Origin of the sequence: Psychrobacter sp. DM8 (assembly GCF_051307025.1) — a bacterium.
Lineage (GTDB): Bacteria > Pseudomonadota > Gammaproteobacteria > Pseudomonadales > Moraxellaceae > Psychrobacter.
Genome location: NZ_CP195538.1, coordinates 1,050,818 through 1,069,363 on the forward strand (window position 1 = coordinate 1,050,818; position 18,546 = coordinate 1,069,363).

17 protein-coding genes are annotated in these 18,546 nt (G+C 43.5%); 8 read left to right on the forward strand and 9 right to left on the reverse strand.

What is annotated here, in order from left to right; genetic code table 11:
* Window positions 1-162 precede the first annotated feature (162 nt).
* Window positions 163-963 carry a metallophosphoesterase gene (locus tag ACR64J_RS04610; RefSeq protein ID WP_435950713.1) on the forward strand — a complete coding sequence of 267 codons (801 nt, stop codon included), beginning with the start codon at window positions 163-165 and terminating at the stop codon, window positions 961-963.
* Window positions 964-1,181: 218 nt separating this feature from the next.
* Window positions 1,182-1,919, forward strand: a complete 738-nt coding sequence (locus ACR64J_RS04615) for a histidine phosphatase family protein (protein WP_435951024.1) — start codon at window positions 1,182-1,184, stop codon at window positions 1,917-1,919.
* A gap of 128 nt (window positions 1,920-2,047) precedes the next feature.
* Here ACR64J_RS04615 and rpsT read toward each other — a convergent pair whose 3' ends face one another.
* On the reverse strand, window positions 2,048-2,314 hold the full coding sequence (gene rpsT, locus ACR64J_RS04620; RefSeq protein ID WP_317199734.1) for a 30S ribosomal protein S20: 267 nt from the start codon (window positions 2,312-2,314) through the stop codon (window positions 2,048-2,050).
* A gap of 559 nt (window positions 2,315-2,873) precedes the next feature.
* Here rpsT and ACR64J_RS04625 point away from each other — a divergent pair.
* From ACR64J_RS04625 to ACR64J_RS04645, 5 genes are all read left to right on the forward strand, one after another.
* Complete coding sequence (locus tag ACR64J_RS04625) at window positions 2,874-3,581, forward strand: NAD-dependent epimerase/dehydratase family protein (RefSeq protein ID WP_435950715.1); 708 nt, start codon at window positions 2,874-2,876, stop codon at window positions 3,579-3,581.
* Window positions 3,582-3,658: 77 nt separating this feature from the next.
* Entirely contained in the window at window positions 3,659-4,174 is a 516-nt protein-coding gene (rraA, locus tag ACR64J_RS04630; protein ID WP_435951025.1) for a ribonuclease E activity regulator RraA, read from the forward strand.
* A 244-nt stretch (window positions 4,175-4,418) separates the two neighbouring features.
* Window positions 4,419-8,129, forward strand: coding sequence for a transcription-repair coupling factor (gene mfd, locus ACR64J_RS04635; protein WP_435950717.1), 3,711 nt, complete (start codon window positions 4,419-4,421; stop codon window positions 8,127-8,129).
* A gap of 116 nt (window positions 8,130-8,245) precedes the next feature.
* Window positions 8,246-8,677, forward strand: a complete 432-nt coding sequence (locus tag ACR64J_RS04640; RefSeq protein ID WP_317199736.1) for an HIT family protein — start codon at window positions 8,246-8,248, stop codon at window positions 8,675-8,677.
* A gap of 315 nt (window positions 8,678-8,992) precedes the next feature.
* On the forward strand, window positions 8,993-10,372 hold the full coding sequence (locus tag ACR64J_RS04645) for an adenylate/guanylate cyclase domain-containing protein (RefSeq protein WP_435950720.1): 1,380 nt from the start codon (window positions 8,993-8,995) through the stop codon (window positions 10,370-10,372).
* 62 nt (window positions 10,373-10,434) lie between these two features.
* Here the strand turns inward: ACR64J_RS04645 and fdx are convergent, their stop codons facing one another.
* The 8 genes from fdx to ACR64J_RS04685 form a co-directional block, all read right to left on the reverse strand.
* The gene (gene fdx, locus ACR64J_RS04650) at window positions 10,435-10,773 is read right to left on the reverse strand and encodes an ISC system 2Fe-2S type ferredoxin (protein WP_317199853.1); all 339 of its coding nucleotides are present in this window, start codon (window positions 10,771-10,773) and stop codon (window positions 10,435-10,437) included.
* A gap of 92 nt (window positions 10,774-10,865) precedes the next feature.
* Window positions 10,866-12,743, reverse strand: a complete 1,878-nt coding sequence (gene hscA / locus ACR64J_RS04655) for a Fe-S protein assembly chaperone HscA (protein ID WP_435950721.1) — start codon at window positions 12,741-12,743, stop codon at window positions 10,866-10,868.
* Between the two features lie 128 nt (window positions 12,744-12,871).
* Window positions 12,872-13,471, reverse strand: a complete 600-nt coding sequence (gene hscB / locus ACR64J_RS04660; protein ID WP_435950723.1) for a Fe-S protein assembly co-chaperone HscB — start codon at window positions 13,469-13,471, stop codon at window positions 12,872-12,874.
* 124 nt (window positions 13,472-13,595) lie between these two features.
* On the reverse strand, window positions 13,596-13,916 hold the full coding sequence (iscA, locus tag ACR64J_RS04665) for an iron-sulfur cluster assembly protein IscA (protein WP_317199740.1): 321 nt from the start codon (window positions 13,914-13,916) through the stop codon (window positions 13,596-13,598).
* A 173-nt stretch (window positions 13,917-14,089) separates the two neighbouring features.
* Window positions 14,090-14,494: a Fe-S cluster assembly scaffold IscU gene (gene iscU / locus ACR64J_RS04670; RefSeq protein ID WP_317199741.1), complete on the reverse strand. Its 405-nt coding sequence runs from the start codon at window positions 14,492-14,494 to the stop codon at window positions 14,090-14,092.
* A 129-nt stretch (window positions 14,495-14,623) separates the two neighbouring features.
* On the reverse strand, window positions 14,624-15,841 hold the full coding sequence (locus ACR64J_RS04675; protein ID WP_317199742.1) for an IscS subfamily cysteine desulfurase: 1,218 nt from the start codon (window positions 15,839-15,841) through the stop codon (window positions 14,624-14,626).
* Window positions 15,838-16,347 (reverse strand): Rrf2 family transcriptional regulator, encoded by a 510-nt coding sequence (locus tag ACR64J_RS04680; RefSeq protein WP_317199743.1) that lies wholly within the window; start codon window positions 16,345-16,347, stop codon window positions 15,838-15,840. Before ACR64J_RS04680 ends, ACR64J_RS04675 begins: the two co-directional genes overlap by 4 nt.
* A gap of 476 nt (window positions 16,348-16,823) precedes the next feature.
* Window positions 16,824-17,468 carry a hypothetical protein gene (locus ACR64J_RS04685; RefSeq protein ID WP_435950725.1) on the reverse strand — a complete coding sequence of 215 codons (645 nt, stop codon included), beginning with the start codon at window positions 17,466-17,468 and terminating at the stop codon, window positions 16,824-16,826.
* Between the two features lie 682 nt (window positions 17,469-18,150).
* Between ACR64J_RS04685 and ACR64J_RS04690 the strand changes: the two genes are divergently transcribed.
* Window positions 18,151-18,423 carry an HU family DNA-binding protein gene (locus ACR64J_RS04690; protein WP_317199745.1) on the forward strand — a complete coding sequence of 91 codons (273 nt, stop codon included), beginning with the start codon at window positions 18,151-18,153 and terminating at the stop codon, window positions 18,421-18,423.
* The last annotated feature ends 123 nt before the right edge of the window (window positions 18,424-18,546 follow it).

Below are 18,546 nucleotides of genomic sequence, written 5' to 3' on the forward strand. Positions count from 1 at the left end.
TTAAGCGGTACTTTCAAAACCAAAATGTTACTCTGACAAAAAGACAACTTTTTAGTTGTCTTTTTATTTTTTGTCGCAGAGTCAATCGATGCTAAACTAGCCAAACCAACGCAAAACCAGCAGGCCCTGCGCTTGTCGTACCTTCTACTACTGATGAATTCCATGAAACTACAAATCGTAAGTGATTTACATATAGACAGCTATGCTCGTCAGTTGCACCCATTAGGGCAAATTCCAAAAACGGATGCTGATATTGTATTGGTGGCAGGGGATACTGCCAATAGTGATAGCGGTATGCCGTGGCTACAAGAACAAGCTCGCCTCCTAGGCGTACCTGTGATCACAGTGGCAGGCAATCATGAGTACTTTGGTGAGGACATATTGCATTTTGACCATAAGCTTGCCACTTGGGACAACTTCGATGTAGATACGCAGCAGGGCGTGCGTTTTTTGCAGTGTCAACATATCGATATTGGCGATGTGCGTTTGCTTGGCTGTACGCTGTGGACTGACTATCAGTATCAAGCCAATGGCGATACTATGGAAGTGGCGAAGCGCTTTATGCGTGACTATAAGCAGATTTATGCAGGTAATGAAATGTTCTCGCCAGAGCTGTCTATTCAGATACATGGCGAGCATCGCGCATGGTTACGTCAGGCGTTGATAGACGCCAAAGATTTGGGCAAGAAGGCTGTAGTGATGAGCCATCATAGTATTAGTCCCTTATCCGTGTCTGAAAAATATGCAACCCTGCCGAGTAATGCTGCATTTGTCAGTGACCTGTCGGCTTGGATGTATGAGCCATGGGCACCTGTACTTTGGGTACATGGGCACACGCATGAAGCGTTTGATTATCGTATCAATAATACTCGAGTTATCGTCAATCCCCGCGCTTATCCTAATGAGGTGAGCAGTACCGCGATAGCTTTTGCTTGGGATAGGGTTATCGACATAGGCTCCTGATAAAGGTGCTATAACTGAAATGGCTGATTATAGGTGAGTTAGCTTAATGGTAAGTATTTATCTATTCACTTAAAATCTAAATTTCCACATTAGCGCGCAAATTTGCTAGGCTTATAACCATGAATAAAAGTTACGATAATATTAAGTCCGATCTTACAGCTGCCGATAGGGAGGTTTATAAGCCAAGCACGCCTGCGCCTTCACATCTGCCTGATAGTATGATGTCCTCGGTCAGCCTATTACCCAAAGATAAGCGTTTGATACTGTTTACTCGTCACTCATTGCGTGCGCGCTCTGATGGTAATGGATTTGCTAGTGATCAGTTGCCCTTGACGCCCAAAGGCCGCGTGCTTGCAAAGTCATGGGGTCGCTGGCTTGATAGTCATCTCCCTTACTCACTTGATGTTGATAGTATCTCAAGTCCTATCGGGCGCTGCATTGATACCGCGCAGTTAATGCAAGAGGGTGCAGGGCTGCAGCGTAGTATTATCCATCAATCCTTGCTCGTTGAGCCAGGCAGCCTAGTGACCCAGCCTGAGATCGCAAGTAAAGTGTTCAAAGAAGTGGGCGTTTTAAACTTTATCAATCGATTTTTGCAAGGCAGTCTACAAGGCACCAAAAACGCTTATCAAGGCGGGCTGGATATCTTGTCGCTGTTTTATCAGCATCAGCCGAAAGAAGGTCATCTGATGCTAGCTGTGAGTCATGACACACTACTATCAGCATTTTTAGCAGTCATGCTAGATATGAATGAGATTGACTGGAATGATTGGCCTAAGATGATGGAAGGGGTGTTTTTGTGGTTCGATGATGCGCCCTTTGACAAGGCTCATGCGCATTTTGTTTGGCGCGGGGAGATTTATAGTCGCTCTATTATTAGTTTACTGGAGAGTTATTCAACCTCAGGATTCTCTCAAGATAAGCTACTGCTACCGCCAGATGTCACCTGGCGCTAAAGAAAGCCGCTACTGACCATAAACGATCAACTAAGAGCCACAAAAAAACCTTGTCGCAAAGACAAGGTTTTTTATTGAGCATTTTATTTTACATGAGTCGTAATAAAATGCTCTAAACAGAGCTATTCTTAAGCTTGCAGGCCTTTGATAGTCTTGTTCAAACGACTCTTACGACGAGCCGCTTTGTTCTTATGAATGATACCTTTGTCAGCCATACGATCAAGAACAGGTACCGCTTGCTTGTAAGCTTCGGTAGCAGCATCATAATCTTTAGCTTCGATAGCAGCATCAATGCGTTTTAGATAAGTACGAACCATTGAGCGCTGTGATGCTGAATGTTGGCGACGTTTGGTGTTTTGACGAGCGCGTTTACGAGCTTGTGCAGTATTAGCCACGCGTATCTCCTTGGTAAAAGACAGATAAAAAATGAATGTCGATTGCGATTATGGATTTGGTTGTCATCATTGACGAGCAGCCGTCTCATCAAACATGATGTCGATGCCAAATAAATAGGTCATCTAAAACGTCAAAGACATCTGGAATAATTAGACAGCCTTGACGTGTAAAGCCGGTTATCTTAACAAATTATTGCGCTTAGAACAATATATTTGCACGCTATTGGGTAAAGATGACTTGCGAGTAGTACCTTACATACATTTGCAGCAATCATTCAGCAAGTATTAGGGCGTTATAGACAAAATCTCTTACAATATAATGAATATAACGGCATCAGTTATCCGCTAACTTAGGTATTATTACTTTATTAGGTATTATTGCCTTAGTAGGTATTGTTACATTAGAAGCTATTTTGTATTTACTGCAGGTCAAAGAACCTAGTTTTAATTTGTAGAACATACAAAGTTTGGTTTTTTATATGAGATCGATTTAGTAGTAGCGGCTACTTTAGTAAGAATTAAGTTTTAATCATACAAATACAATAAAGTTGGATAAAGTATGCAGCGAAAAGCCATTATAATAGGGGCAACTGGGCTGGTTGGACAGCATCTAGTTAAGCAGCTTAGTGAGTTGTACGACAAGCTCATCGTCATTGCACGGCGTCCGCCGCGTTACATCAATGCCAGTATGCATTTTTATCAGGTCAATGATTTTGATAATTTAAGTGAGGTTTTTGCCAGTGTTGGCGTTGACAAAACGACGGATGCTTTTAGCTGCCTTGGCTCTACCAAAAAACAGGCGGGCAGTGATGAAGCTTTTCATAAGGTCGATCATGATTACAACGTCTGTTTTGCGCAGCTTTGCTTAGATAAAGGCGTTGAGAACTTCTTTTTACTATCATCAATGAATGCTGATGTCGACAGCCGATTTTTATATAATCGAGTCAAGGGTGAGACTGAGCATTCCATCAGTGCTCTTGGCTTTACAGAGCTGGTTATTTTTCGCCCCTCATTGCTGCTTGGCAAGCACAAAGGTCGTCCTTTAGAAAGTATTAGCCAAACAGTATTTGGTCTGATATCGCCTTTGGTATCTGAGTCTCTGCCTCTGCATCCTATATCAGCCAAGCGGGTGGCCAACGCGATGACGATGAGCGCGCAAGAGATATATGAGCGGCGCAAATTTAGCGATTATCATACTAAAGACGCTCCTAAGACGACGATTATTGAAAACAAAGCCATGCTCTCAATGACACGAGTTAAATCTTAAATGAGTATCAATAAATAGCCTAAGCACTATAATTAAATTAACATAAAAGGAGTTTTATCATGTCAGAGTCTCAAGCTATGACCAAAGAGGATTTTGTCACCTGTGATCTATTAGATGCCAATCCTGAGTCGCAAGTTTGTCTGCCTAATATCGAAGGCAAATCTTTTTATAGTTTTGGCGGCAAAGACAAGTTTTGCGGTGAAATAGTGACCGTTAAGTGCTTTGAGGATAATAGCCGCGTTAAGGCGCTCCTTAATAGTGATGGCAAGGATAAAAACGGCGAAGGTAAAGTACTTGTCGTTGATGGTGGCGGGTCTATGCGCTGCGCTCTGCTAGGAGACATGATTGCACAATCTGCTATTGATAATGGCTGGGCTGGGGTTGTGGTCTACGGCTGCGTCCGTGATGTCGATGATATGGCGCAGATGGAGATAGGGGTGATGGCGCTCGGCTGCATACCACGCAAATCCACACGCCGTGATGAAGGTCAAACCGATATAGAGATTCGCTTTGGTGATTTGACCCTTAACTCTGGTATGTATGTCTACGCTGACAACAATGGCATTATCGCTAGTGACAAACCGCTCATTTGATACGTATAAAATACTAGTTTTTACATTTTGTCAGTCTCTGTTTTTAGCCCCAGCTTATTCGCTGGGGTTTTTGCTTGTACTAAGACAGCATTTAGAGTCGTATTATAAGATCTAATGCGTAACGAGCACTGACTAACTGTCTGAGTGATAAACTTAGTGACAAACCGTTACGGCATACATTTTGGTCAATGAGCAAAATATTCGTATAATGGTCTTCTGACTCCTAACCTTGATCTCATCTGCTATGCCTATCACTGCTTTGACTGACGCGTTTGCTCCTATTAATCAACACCTATTTCCTATCGATAATGCTCAAAAGCGCTGGCTTGCGCCAACTTATGGTGCTGTCGGTAGCTTGTGGCTGGCAAGTCTTGTAACATCAGAGCTATGGGAACTGACAGATCGATTAAAGGTCGTGGTGACGCGCGACCAAAACCAGCTCAATCAGATAGAAACTGAGCTGGCATTTTGCGGCGTTGATGCTTACGTATTTCCTGACTGGGAGACGCTAACCTATGATGAGCTATCGCCGCATCAAGATATCGTCAGTGAGCGCATCAATTTATTAACAGATATGCCGACATCAGGGGTGCTGCTAATATCCGTACAGGCGTTGATGCACCGAGTAGCGCCGCCAAGCTGGCTTATCGGTCAGCATTTTGATCTTAGCGTTGGCGATCAATTCGATATCAACACTCAGCGTGAACTATTAGCTAAGGCCGGCTACCGCGCGGTCGATAATGTCTTTGAGCCAGGTGAGTTTGCGGTACGCGGCAGCATCATAGATATCTTTGCTATGGGGCAGCCATTCCCACTACGCCTTGATCTGTTCGATGATGAGATTGAGACCATTCGCTTTTTCCATCCGCAAACCCAGCGTACGCTGACGCCTGATGATCTCAAAGCTATGATTAGTGGCAACGATACTAGTATGGCTCAAGAGTCGTTATCGCTGCTGCACAAGTTGCCAGATATCTCAAAACCTATTACCCAGTTTCAGATACTCCCTGCAAAAGAGTTTCCGCTCGATGAAGGTCGCGAGACTTTTCGTACTAATTTTGCCGAAATGTTCCCAAACACTAGCAGCCGTAAGTTTGAGCTACATAAAGATGTAATGGCAGGTATTGCTAGTAGTGGACTAGAGTATTATCAGCCGCTATTTTTTGATATAAAAGACTGGCAAGAGCAAAGTAGTTTATTTTCTTACTTTCCAAAAGACGCTCTGTTTATTACCGATGAGTTCATTAACGAGAAGCAAGCAGATTACTGGTCACAGATTCAGCGTCGTTATGAGGAGCGTCGTCATGATATCGACAAGCCAATCGTAGCGCCTGAGCTGCTATATTTGTTATCTAATGCATTAAACGAGCATCTCAATCACTACCCTAGAGTGATTATGAGCGCTCGGGATGAACTGGCAACATCGAGTAATAGCGCGATAAATAATACTAATGGTAGCGATACTCGATCAGATCAATTACCTAGCAAACAAAAAGGCGTTACTACCTTGAGCGCCCAAGTACCGCCGCAATTACCTGTTAATCATCAAAAGGCTGAGCCTTTAGCGGAGCTATTAGCGTTCTTAGACTTGCAAATACAAACCAATACGCCAGTGCTTATTGTCGCTGAGACCGCAGGTCGTCGTGAAATTTTAATTGAGCTGTTCAAAGGCAAGATCGATATCAAAGCCTATGACAGCTTTGCAGATTTTTTGGCAGCAGATACGCTAAGCGATACCTCAAACAAGGGCGTACGCCCGCAAGTTGGGCTGACGGTTGCGCCTATTGAGCGCGGCGTTTATGTGCCTGAGCGATTGGTACTGATCAGTGAGACGCAGCTGTTTGGTAGGCAAGTACTACAAACGCGTCGCCGCAGACAAAGCGGCGTATCAGAAGAGTTTTTGGTCAAAAGCGTCACTGAAATCACCGAAGGTAGCCCGGTTGTCCATATCGAGCATGGTATTGGTCGCTACAACGGCTTAATTACACTGGACGTTGGTGACGGCGAGCAAGAGTTTATTCATCTAAAATATGCTGATGATGCCAGTATCTATGTGCCTGTAGCTAACTTACAAATGATCAACCGCTATAGTGGTGGCGATCCTGCGCTTGCGCCTTTGCACAAGATCGGCAGTGGCAAATGGGATCGTGCCAAACAAAAAGCGCTTGAGCAGATTCATGACGTGGCAGCTGAGCTACTTAATATGCAAGCTCGCCGCGAGGCCAAAGTTGGAATTCACTTCAAGATAGATCCCTCACAGTATGAGCTGTTTGCCAGTCAGTTCGCTTTTGAGGAGACGCCTGATCAGGCCAATGCTATTCACGCCGTTATGGAAGATATGAGACAAAATCAGCCTATGGATCGTCTCATCTGCGGCGACGTTGGTTTTGGTAAGACTGAAGTCGCTATGCGCGCAGCCTTCATTGCGGTTAGTGCAGGCTATCAGGTGGCTGTTTTAGTACCAACGACACTGCTGGCAGGTCAGCATGAGGATAATTTCCGTGATCGCTTCGCTGATTGGCCGGTGCGCATAGAGACGCTCTCACGTTTTGGCGGCAAAAAACATCAAGACACGGTACTCGCTGATCTGGCCGCGGGCAAAGTTGATATTGTCATCGGTACGCACAAATTGTTGCAACCTGATGTTAAGTTCTCAAATTTAGGTCTAATGATCGTCGATGAAGAGCACCGCTTTGGCGTGCGCCATAAGGAGCGTATCAAAGCCATTCAGACTGATGTCGATAGTATGTCGATGACCGCCACGCCTATTCCTCGTACGCTTAATATGGCGCTCTCAGGTATGCGCGATATGTCAATTATCGCCACGCCGCCTGCACGAAGGCTAGCGATTAAAACCTTTGTCATGCAAAAGACTGACTCGCTAATGAAAGAGGCCATTTTGCGTGAACTACTGCGCGGCGGGCAAGTATATCTGCTGCATAATGACGTGGCAAGTATCGAGCGTATGGCTGAGACCGTACGTGAGCTGGTGCCAGAGGCACGCGTGGGCGTCGCCCATGGTCAGATGCAAGAGCGTCAACTTGAGCAGGTCATGCAGCAGTTTTATCACAAAAAGTTTAACGTATTAATCTGCTCAACTATTATCGAAACTGGCATTGATGTGCCTAATGCCAACACTATTATCATTGAGCGCGCGGATAAGTTTGGTTTAGCGCAGCTGCACCAATTGCGTGGCCGCGTCGGTCGTAGCCATCATCAAGCTTACTGTTATTTGCTAGTCCCTTCTATAAAGGGTCTTAAAGGCGATGCTAAACGCCGCCTACATGCTATTGAGCGCGCTAATACTTTGGGGGCAGGCTTTATGCTTGCCAGCGAAGATTTGGAGATTCGAGGAGCAGGCGAGATACTTGGCAAGCAGCAAAGCGGTAATATGCAAGCCATAGGATTTAGCCTCTACATGGATATGCTAGAGCGCGCGACCAAAGCCATTAAAGCGGGCAAAGAGCCCGATTTGAGCACGCCGCTGTCCTTGACCAGTGAGATTAATCTGCACGCCTCAGCGCTGATACCAGAAGAATACTTACATGATGTGCATCAGCGCTTGTTGTTTTATAAGCGTATTAGCAACGCCGATGACAAGGATGCCTTGACTGATATCCGTACCGAGATGATAGATCGTTTTGGTGTTTTGCCAGATCAAACCAAGCAGCTGTTTGCGGTTCATAGACTACGCATACAAGCTGAGCCGCTGATGATCAATAAAATCGATGCGAGCACTAGCAGTATGACATTGGATTTTGCGCCAGATACGCCAGTCGATGCGCTGGCGATTATCAAACTGATCCAGTCCAATAACAAGCACTACCGTATGAATGGTGCCTCTGGCATTCGCTATCAAAATGCCGATAAGCTTGAAACGCCGCAGCAGCGCGTAACAGCGGTACAAGAGCTGCTTCAGTACTTCAGCGAGCATCTAGTCGCTGACGCTGCATAATGACTGAGCAAATAAGGCCTAGTCAAATTGCTCGCCCGTACGGCTATTTTATCGACAGGATACCTGATAAAATAGCTAGATTGTATTTTGCTTTTTAATTGAGAGAAACCGTCCTTATGTTCCAACTGCATCCTAAGCTTGCTGCTGATAGTTTTTTGGTAGGCGATTTTCCATTGTCAACATGCCGTCTAATCAACGACTGCCAATTTCCTTGGCTCATTTTGGTGCCGCGAGTGACGGGTATCAAAGAATTGTATGAGCTATCTGATGCTGACCAAGCGCAGTTTTTGCGTGAGTCCAGTTGGTTATCTAGTCAGCTGGCAAAGACCTTTCAGGCGGACAAAATGAATGTAGCGGCACTTGGCAATCAAGTTCCGCAGCTACATTTTCATCATATTGTGCGCTATCAAAACGATATGCAGTGGCCAAATCCTGTGTGGGGTGTACCTGCGGTTCCTTATACTAACGAGGTTATGTCGCAGATGCAGCAGACTTTGATGATGGCGCTACGTGGTCATCATCAGATGCCTTTTGATTGGCAAATGTAGATTTTAGCTTTGACGACTCAGTATTAAACACTAAGTACTAAACATTAAGTATCAAACACCAAGTACCAAGCATTAAGCATTAAGTATTTGATAGTTTGAAAGAATTAAGCAGCCTCCTTTTGTTATTTATACAGATAATCTCTGTATCAGGTAATGATTGGAGGTTTTTTGATGATTAATGGTATACCTTTTGCATAACTATTCTCTTATAATGAAGGGCTTTGCTTAGTTTTTTACAAAAAGCGTTCTGATTATTGTTAAGAACTAAGCAAAGTGCTGAATCTATTCTTGATGAGTTTAAAATAGGCGATGATTATGGCAATCTTGGATGTGTTAAGACCGCCAACTTTAGCAAAAGATGACGGTATCTATCAGTTTGATTATCCAGAATTGTTTGTCCTATTACTTAGTGTCGCGCTCATTGCTTTGTACTTTGAATTTAGTCCGACCTCTATGGCATTACTCGTAGTGGTCAGCCTGCCCACTTTATTGATTGTTATCTATAACTATCGACGCCAAACTAGTTTTTGGACCTCTAATCTTACGGTCATTTTACTCTCAGTGGTCATAGGTTCTGTTCAGCTCTGTACTATCATCTCGTTAAGTTTAGCCTTACTCATTGGTGCACGTATTATAGTGAGTCAAGCTGACAATCAGCTTAAGCTTGCTATGGTATCTATTGTCACCATTGTCATTTTTTATTATGTCAGCGTGATATTGAATGGCGCTGGTATGGATTGTGCCAGAAGCTGGTTGCCTCCTGTGATACTATTGGTGAGCATCATAACCATACTTTTTCAGTTTCGACACATTTATCAGCAGTATGTAAAGTTTGAAACCGATGTCAATCAGTCTAGCAAACGACTGACCACTATGGTCTCAGTGATTAATAAACTCACCCGTTTTGTACCGCCGCAAATCTGGCAACCTATTGTAAAAACAGATAGTCCCGTTAGCGTTTCAAACAAGCGCGTCAAGCTATCTATCATGTTCTCTGACATTGCAGGATTCACTGAATTGTCAGACAGTCTAAGCGCTGACAATCTAGCAGATATCTTAAATACCTATATGCATTGCATGACGCTCATTGCAAGCAAACATGGCGCGGTACTTGATAAGTTTATCGGCGATGGTATGGTGTGCTTCTTTGGTGAGCCTGATAGCCGCGGCACGCGCCAAGATGCTTTGGACTGCGTAGCGATGGCAGTAGATATGCGCCGCGAGATGCGCTCGCTGCGGCAAAGGTGGCGCTTGATGGGGTTTGATGGCCTTGATATACGTATTGGTATCACAACAGGCTACTGTCATGTGGGTAACTTTGGCAGTAGTAGCCGCTTGAGTTACACTTTAATAGGCAAAGAGGCCAACTTAGCCTCAAGGCTCGAGCTTAGCGCGAATAAAGGCGAGATTTTAATCAGTCAAAACACTTATGACTATATCTGTCATGACTATGAGTGCCAGTTTGCAGGTGACTATGATTTAAAAGGTTTTGATGACAAGGTGAGTGCATGGCAAGTACTAGACCCTGATGTTAATAATGGTCGTTTGTCCAAATGGGTCGATCATACGTTGCCAGGATTTAATCTGCATTTAAACTTTAAAGATATTAAAGACGATGATTACAAGGATATTAGACGCCGTTTAAGACTAGCGCTTGAGCGTATTCAAGAAGAGGAAAAAAACCCTAAATCTTAAACCAAAAAAAGCCAGTTAGAAGTTATAACTGGCTTTGTTGTTCGACAGGATGCTTATACACATCAGTGATTTTCTTTGGCATGGTTGAGCGTGTATTTGGGAATCTCAATCGTTAGATCTTCATCCTCTAGCATTACCTGACAAGATAGGCGTGAGTCAGGCTCAAGTCCCCAAGCGCGATCTAATAAGTCCGCCTCGATATCATCCATCTCATCCAAACTATCAAAACCTTTACGTACTACCACATGACAGGTTGTACAGGCTTTTGACATCTCGCAAGCATGCTCAATTTTGATGCCTTTTTCTAAAAGCGCTTTACATAAGTTGTCGCCAGTTTTGAGCTCAACTTCAGCGCCTTCTGGGCAAGTTTCAAAATGGGGAAGTACTGTAATTTTTGGCATAAAATGGATATCCGCTACTAAGGTGTTCAAAGGATTGGTATTCAAAGGATTAATTTGCATTAATACTACTAAAAGTTTTACGTGTACAGCTATTACCAGTCCTGCGCGCTGGTTCCTGCCATACTGGTTTTGACACTCTGGTTCATGATAAGAGCGGCAAAAGCATCACTATGCGGCTTAAGAGCTGCCTGCTTGGCTTCTATATCTTTCAAATCAGTGCTCGTAAGCGCTGTTTGCAAAGCTTGCATATGAGTTGCAAGTTGCTCTTGGGACTCAGCTGTCAACAAGGCTGCGAACTCATTGAGCGCTGATTGCAGTGCTAACAGTTCACGCTCAGCTTCAACTTTAGTCTCTATCATTGAGCGCGCTTGTTTGTCTTCTTCAGCATGCTTGAAGCCTGCGGTCAATAGCTGCTCTTTTTGCTCATCTGAGAGCCCATAAGTCGGTTTGATCTCAATCTGACTCTCAGTCTTGGTCGTAGTCTCTTGTGCACTTACCGTAAGCTGACCATTAGCATCGATATTAAAGGTCACCTCAATACGTGCAAAACCTGCTTTCATAGGCGGGATACCATACAGCTCAAAACGACCCAGCGAGCGGCAGTTGTCAACCGTTTCACGCTCACCTTGGACCACATGGATCACCATGCCGTTTTGACCATCTTGATAAGTGGTAAATACTTGACGTTTTTTGACAGGAATAGGGGTATTGCGTGGTATCAATACTTCAACCAAGCCGCCCATGGTTTCAAGGCCTAATGAGAGCGGCGTGACATCGAGCAATAGTAGATTGTTATCGCTATTACCATTGACCAGTTGATGCGCGGTTTGCGCCGCGCCCAACGCGACGACCTCATCAGGATTGAGACTAGATAGAGGCTCTGTATCAAAAAACTTAGCAACGACTTGCTGTACCGCTGGCATGCGAGTAGAGCCACCGACCAATATTACCTCATCAAGGTCTTGAATGGTCAATTTGGCATCACGTAATACCTGCTCGCAAACGCTGAGCGTACGGCGGTTAACTGGATCAGCGATAGCTAATAGATCGCCGCGTGTCAATACGCCATCAAAGGACTGACCATTAATAGAAAGTGAGATATCAACTTGCTCTTGTGCGCTCAGTAGCTGTTTGTACGCTTTGGCCTCTTGCGCGAGTATAGATTTATCATGCAAGCTAACATCAGCGGGCAGAATATTCATCTGTTTGATAAGCCAATTGGTCAATAGACGATCAATATCGTCGCCACCAAGGGCACTATTACCACCAGTCGCCAGTACTTCAAACACACCATCAGTGAGCTTTAAGATAGAAACATCAAAGGTGCCGCCGCCTAAATCATAGATAAGATAATAGCGCGCTGTATTGTCTTGGGTGGGCTCATCTAAGCCGTAAGCAACTGCAGCAGCTGTTGGTTCATTAAGTAGTCTAAGCACATTAATACCAGCAGCCTGCGCAGCATCCTTAGTTGCTTGACGCTGCGCTTCATCAAAGTAGGCGGGTACAGTGATGACTGCGCCTTCAATACTATCGATAGGCAGTGCGCTGTTAGCACGCTTCTCAAGCGCCATCAAAATACGCGCTGAGACCTCAACAGGGGACACCTCGCCTTGAGCAGTAACAAAAGCTGGCATCGCATCCGCTTGACCTGTTAGTTTATAAGGATGTGAGAATTTGATGTCGGCTTGACTACGACCCATAAAGCGTTTGGCGGAGATTATCGTATTTTGAGGATCATCTGCTAGATGTGCTAGTGCTTGCGTGCCAACTTGCGGCGCGCCATCAGCGGGATAATAGACAACAGAAGGCAGTAAATTATCCACGCTATCGCTTGCCTCCAATACTTGCGCCTTACCTGAGCGTACAACAGCGACTAAAGATCGCGTCGTCCCCAAATCTATACCAATACCGAAACGATGCTGGTGTGGTTGAGCGCTTTGATTGGGTTCGGCGATTTGCATTAAAGACATAGGACAACTCAGATCTAATATAAAATGAATAAATGAAAGGCGAATAGGTGCGCTAGATTATACGGGATTATGACTGCTAACTTAATAGGAATAATAGTATTTAAATAATGATATCAAACCAAAACGTACTATACGTATAGATCATCATCGTCAGATTGAGCACTGCTAGCGACAGCATCCAGGCCAGATTTGACGTCTGCTTCTAGTTTCACCAAAAACTTAAGTTTTTGTGTGGCATCAATTGCCTGTTCCCAGTTTTGCTGCTCATAAGCACCACTGAACCTCTCAGACTGCACCGCTATGCGTTGAGTGATTTGTGGATGCATCTGTTGTAACGCCGCTTGATTATTAGATTCTATAGCGTCGTCCAGATTAATGCGCAAATCCATAGCATCATCTAAAAAGTCCAAATCTGCAATAGATTGCTCAAGGGTAATCGCTTGACCTTGTATATCAAGTAAGTAGCTTGCGCGGCTATCTGCCATACTCAAAGTTTGGTAGGCTTGATTGATAAGCGCTGAAGTACGCTCTGAATGTCGCTTGGCGTCGCTAGCATTATCTTTATCTGCATTATCAGGATGATAACGTTTTTGCAGCACTCGCAAACGCTGATCTAAGTCCTCTTGTGCAATGTTAAAGGTAACTGGCTGCTCAAATAAAGCAAAAAAGGTATCAAACCTTACTTCTTCACTAATTTTTATACTGGTCTCTTTAGTGCTATCTGTCATACAGGATGCCTAATTTCTAGTTTTTGATTTCTATTTTTTAATAGTAAGTTTTATTATATAAAGGTCCAACATGTATACGGCTACAAAAAAAATGCAGTCACAGTTATATTAATATTAAGCCATTTTAAACCGTAAAGGACTCACCGCAGCCGCATTCGCCTTTTTGGTTGGGATTACTAAATTTAAAACCCTCATTTAGGCCTTCTTTTTCGTAGTCCATAAGTAAGCCATCTAAATAAACGAGACTTTTTGGATCAATAAAAATACTCACGCCAAGGCTTTCATAACGCGTGTCGTTCTCATCTGGAGTATCGACAAATTCCAAAACGTAGGCCAAGCCTGAGCAGCCCGCCGTACGAATACCGACTCGAATGCCTTCACCCTTGCCGCGATTATCCAAAAAATCCCGAACATGTTTGGCAGCGCGTTCTGTCATCTCTATCATGACAACTCCTATTAACAGTTAGTAATCGGTAGTACACAAACTATCTTTTGATATAAAGTAAAAGGTGACAATGGCATAAGCGTAATTGTCACCTTTTTTACTTGCAATTTGAGTGGCACCTGGGCTACTCAAATGCTGAAATACGATTATGTCTACAGTAAAGGATCAACAACCTAGCTGGCTACTTCTTCAGTAGCCGCGCCATGCTTACCTTTATAGTCGCTGATTGCCGCTTTGATAGCGTCTTCAGCAAGTACTGAGCAATGCACTTTTACAGGCGGTAGAGCAAGCTCTTGTGCGATATCATTGTTTTTGATCTCGCCTGCTTGATCAAGGCTTTTGCCCTTGAGCCACTCGGTGACGAGCGAGCTTGAAGCAATTGCTGAACCGCAGCCGTAAGTTTTAAAACGCGCATCTTCGATAATACCATTATCATCAACTTGAATCTGCAAGCGCATAACATCACCACAAGCTGGAGCACCAACCATGCCAGTACCGACATTTTTGGCGTCTTTGTCTAAATTGCCGACGTTGCGTGGGTTTTCGTAATGATCAATAACTTGGTCGCTATAGGCCATGAGTTTTCTCCTGGTTAGATGATGAGTAAGTATTTATTAACTTCAAGCTAATTCTAAAAAGCAACTGACTCATCGATAATTGGGGTCAAACGTAACGTGTGTATTTATAATTTAATAATGTTTTTAAGATTAATGCTCAGCCCATTCGACCGAATCCAAATCAACGCCTTCTTGATACATATCCCAAAGTGGCGATAGGGCGCGTAGTTTATCAACGGCTTCGTGCATTTGCTTAATCACTCTATCGATGTCCTCTTCGGTGGTATAACGACCAAAGCTAAAACGGATTGAGCTGTGAGCAAGCTCATCAGGGCGACCGATAGCGCGTAGAACATATGAAGGCTCAAGGGTTGCTGAAGTACAGGCTGAACCTGATGAGACAGCTAAGTCTTTAAGCGACATCATAAGCGACTCGCCTTCAACAAAGTTAAAGCTAATATTGACAATATTAGGAACGCTATGCTCTAAGTCGCCGTTGAGATAAATCTCTTCGATATCTTGCAAGCCATCCCAAAGCTTTTGACGCAGATGGGCAGCATGAGCGCGATCTTCTTCACGTTTTTCTTCAGCTAAGCTAAAGGCTGCACCTAAACCTACGATCTGATGCGTCGGTAAGGTACCTGAACGCATACCGCGCTCATGACCACCGCCGTGCTGTTCTGCTTTTAGACGAATACGAGGCTTACGGCGTACAAACAAAGCGCCGATACCTTTGGGGCCATAAGCTTTGTGGCCTGAAAAGCTCATAAGGTCAAACTTAGTCGCTTGTGCGTCAATCTTGACTTTACCAATTGCTTGGGCGGCATCGACATGGAAAATAACGCCAGCTGCGCGGGTAATCTCGCCAATAGCGTCGATATCAGTAACGGTGCCAAGCTCGTTGTTTACCACCATCAAAGAGACCAAGATAGTATCATCACGTAGCGCTTCTTTAACTTGCTCTGGCAAGATAAGGCCAGTGCTTTTTTGCGGCTCAAGATAAGTAATCTCAAAGCCTTCTTGCTCAAGCTCACGGCAAGTATCGAGGACTGCTTTGTGCTCAATCTTACTAGTGATAATGTGCTTACCACGAGAATGATAAAAATGAGCAACACCTTTAATGGCTAAGTTATCAGATTCTGTAGCACCTGAGGTAAAGACAATCTCACGCGGATCAGCGTTAATGACTTCAGCAACTTGGCTACGAGCAGTCTCAACAGCTTCCTCAGCCTGCCAACCATAGCCGTGCGAGCGTGATGCTGGGTTACCAAAGACACCGTCGACAGTGAGGTATTCACTCATTTTGGTGGCCACAGGTCTGGCAACTGGCGTTGTAGCAGCGTAGTCTAAATAGATAAGTTGATTCATGCTGGATTGGCCTCGCTAATCGATAAAGTAATAGTATTGATATCTTGTATAATGTTGTCATTGCTTGCGTTGTTCTGACGCTCTGATACTGATTTTACGTTCTTCATATCTAATAATTGCGCTAAAGTTATATTTTTCAAGTACTGCTCAATATGGTTAGATAAAGCGCACCATAGGTCATGAGTAAGACACATGCTACCGCCTTGACAGTCGCCGCGTCCCTCACATTGCATAGCATTTACGGACTCATCAACTGCTGATATAATGCTCATGACATCAATCTCATCAAGCGGTTTGGCTAGATAATAACCTCCTGATGCGCCGCGTATACTTGTTACAAGACCTTGCTTACGAAGTTTGGAGAACAACTGCTCAAGGTAGGAGATGGAGATAGATTGACGCTTGGCAATATCTGATAAAGATACTGCGCTGTCCTGTTGACTCGCCTGTAATGCCAAATCTAATAGCGCAGTTACCGCGTATCTGCCTCGAGTAGTCAAACGCATAAGTCATCTCCAATCCATGTCGTTGTCAAAATCTATTCATAGTCTTAAACCTATTACGCCATGTTTGCTACTAAGCGCTATCATCTAAGATATATCACCGTCATCTAATAACAGCAACAAGCTATAGGTTGGTGACGGTAAAGCTATTATACTTAATCCCGACTAATTTAGTCAAGATTGAAATGTGGTTAATGCGTTAATTGTATTTATCACGGCTATTTAAAAAAACAATGATACCTGTTAAGTCTAAATATCTGCAAAGCTAGCATCAATAGCGCGTGTTAAAAATGATGCCTATTAAAGACCTTATAGCAAAAAAAGGTATCTAAAAATTAGATACCTTTTATGTGATGTGCTTGCAGGCGCCTGTAGCAAATAATAACTATAAGATAAAGAACAGGGTAGTGAGGTTGCAAACAATGACATCAAAACAGTGACATGACAAGCAACACATTATCGGCTCTGAGTTTTATACATTAACTCATAAACAAAGCGATAAGCGAGATGACAGCGATAATAGCAGCAACAACAGTGGCAATCGTCAGTGTCTTTTGCTTACTCTGTAGCTCTTTTGCGGTCGTTTCAAGCTCACGATTTTTAATCGTTAAAGTATTAATTTGCGTCTGCTGCTCTTTGATACGTAACTTGTAATCGTCTCTTTTTTTATCAAGCTCTGTCTCGTTTGGTTTCGATTTACTCTTGTCGCCTTTAAATTTCTTGATCAGGCTTTGAATCAAGCTACCAAGCCCCAGTTGCATAATAAACTGTTTGACCAGTTTGACTTGTACGGCTTCACCGCGCATCTGTAGTTTGTCGGTAGTAGCACTATCATGAGTAGTGATAGCGTTGATAACCTGCACGCTATAGGCATTGATGATGACATCAGGCTCAGTACGTCCTACAGGAAGATTGGCATCGAGTAGTACCCCTTTACTACTAAAGGTGGCGTAGACTTCAACATGAGGCAGATACAAGCGCAGGCAAACGACAGTCTCTTGCTTAGCTAGCGGATAAGCGGCTTTTCGCAGCTCTGGATCTAAACGTAGTAGCAAAGTCAGGGATGACTCGACAAAAACCAAAACGACATTAAGAAAAGAGTGAGATAAAGTAGAACGCTTCATGTAAGTAGTCCAATTTGGGGCAACGAGTTGAGGGTAGTCAATACAGCTTGAATGCTATGCGTCTTGAGTACTGCTGTTTTTTAAGTACAGTTTTCTTTAAGTGCAGTGCCTTTTTAGTACTAGGCTTATCAAGTATTAAGTCTAATAAGTCCTAAGTTTATTAAGTACTAAGTTTCTTAAGTGCTAAGACTAATAAGCACTGTGCTATTGAGACTATATTTATAAGTACCACATTTATAAGTACTGCGCAGTAATTCTTGAATGCTGTGCAACGCTTATAGTACCGTTTTTAATTTAAAAAGTAACGTAAGTTTCTACAACTTAGCCCACTTGTACTAGGAGTCTTTAGTATAAAGATGTGATTTATCGTAAAAATTAGGTTTGAGGGGCTACGAGTAGAACTACAAGTAAATGCCGCTTTTTGTATGCCAACAAACAAATACAGGCGTTTTGCGTAATGATAAGTGGCTAATACGTAGTATAGAGCGCAAAAAAATGTAAAATGACTTGCGCTCGTTTAACACCCTTGCTATAAAGATGCTAGCAAAGCGTAACCTGTTATTACGTAAGTCAGATAATATTGCTACTCAAATAGCATGAGTTCGTTGCTAAAACGAAGTGAGAGCGATACAATGCCTGACGTTAGCGTTTTATTATACTCCCTAAACTTGAAGGAACTTTTATGAATAAGTCAGAATTGATTGATAGCATCGCCGAAAAAAGTGGTCTAAATAAAACTCAAGCTGGTGATGCCCTAAACGCCGTTATGGAAAGCATCGGTAGCGCTTTGGAAGCTGGTGATAGTATCTCACTAGTAGGCTTTGGTACCTTTAGTGTCAAAGATCGCAAAGCACGTACAGGTCGTAACCCAAAGACTGGCGATGAGCTACAGATTCCTGCGAGCAAAGTACCAAGCTTTAAAGCAGGTAAAAACTTAAAAGAGCGTTTAAACTAAGATTTACGCGTATAAAATAGTTCTAATTAAGCACCTTTTATAGGTGCTTTTTTTGTGCGTCAACCCTTTTAGCACGTAATATTTTGAGTCTATCTTAAAAATCACGTATTATAGGGCGCGCGG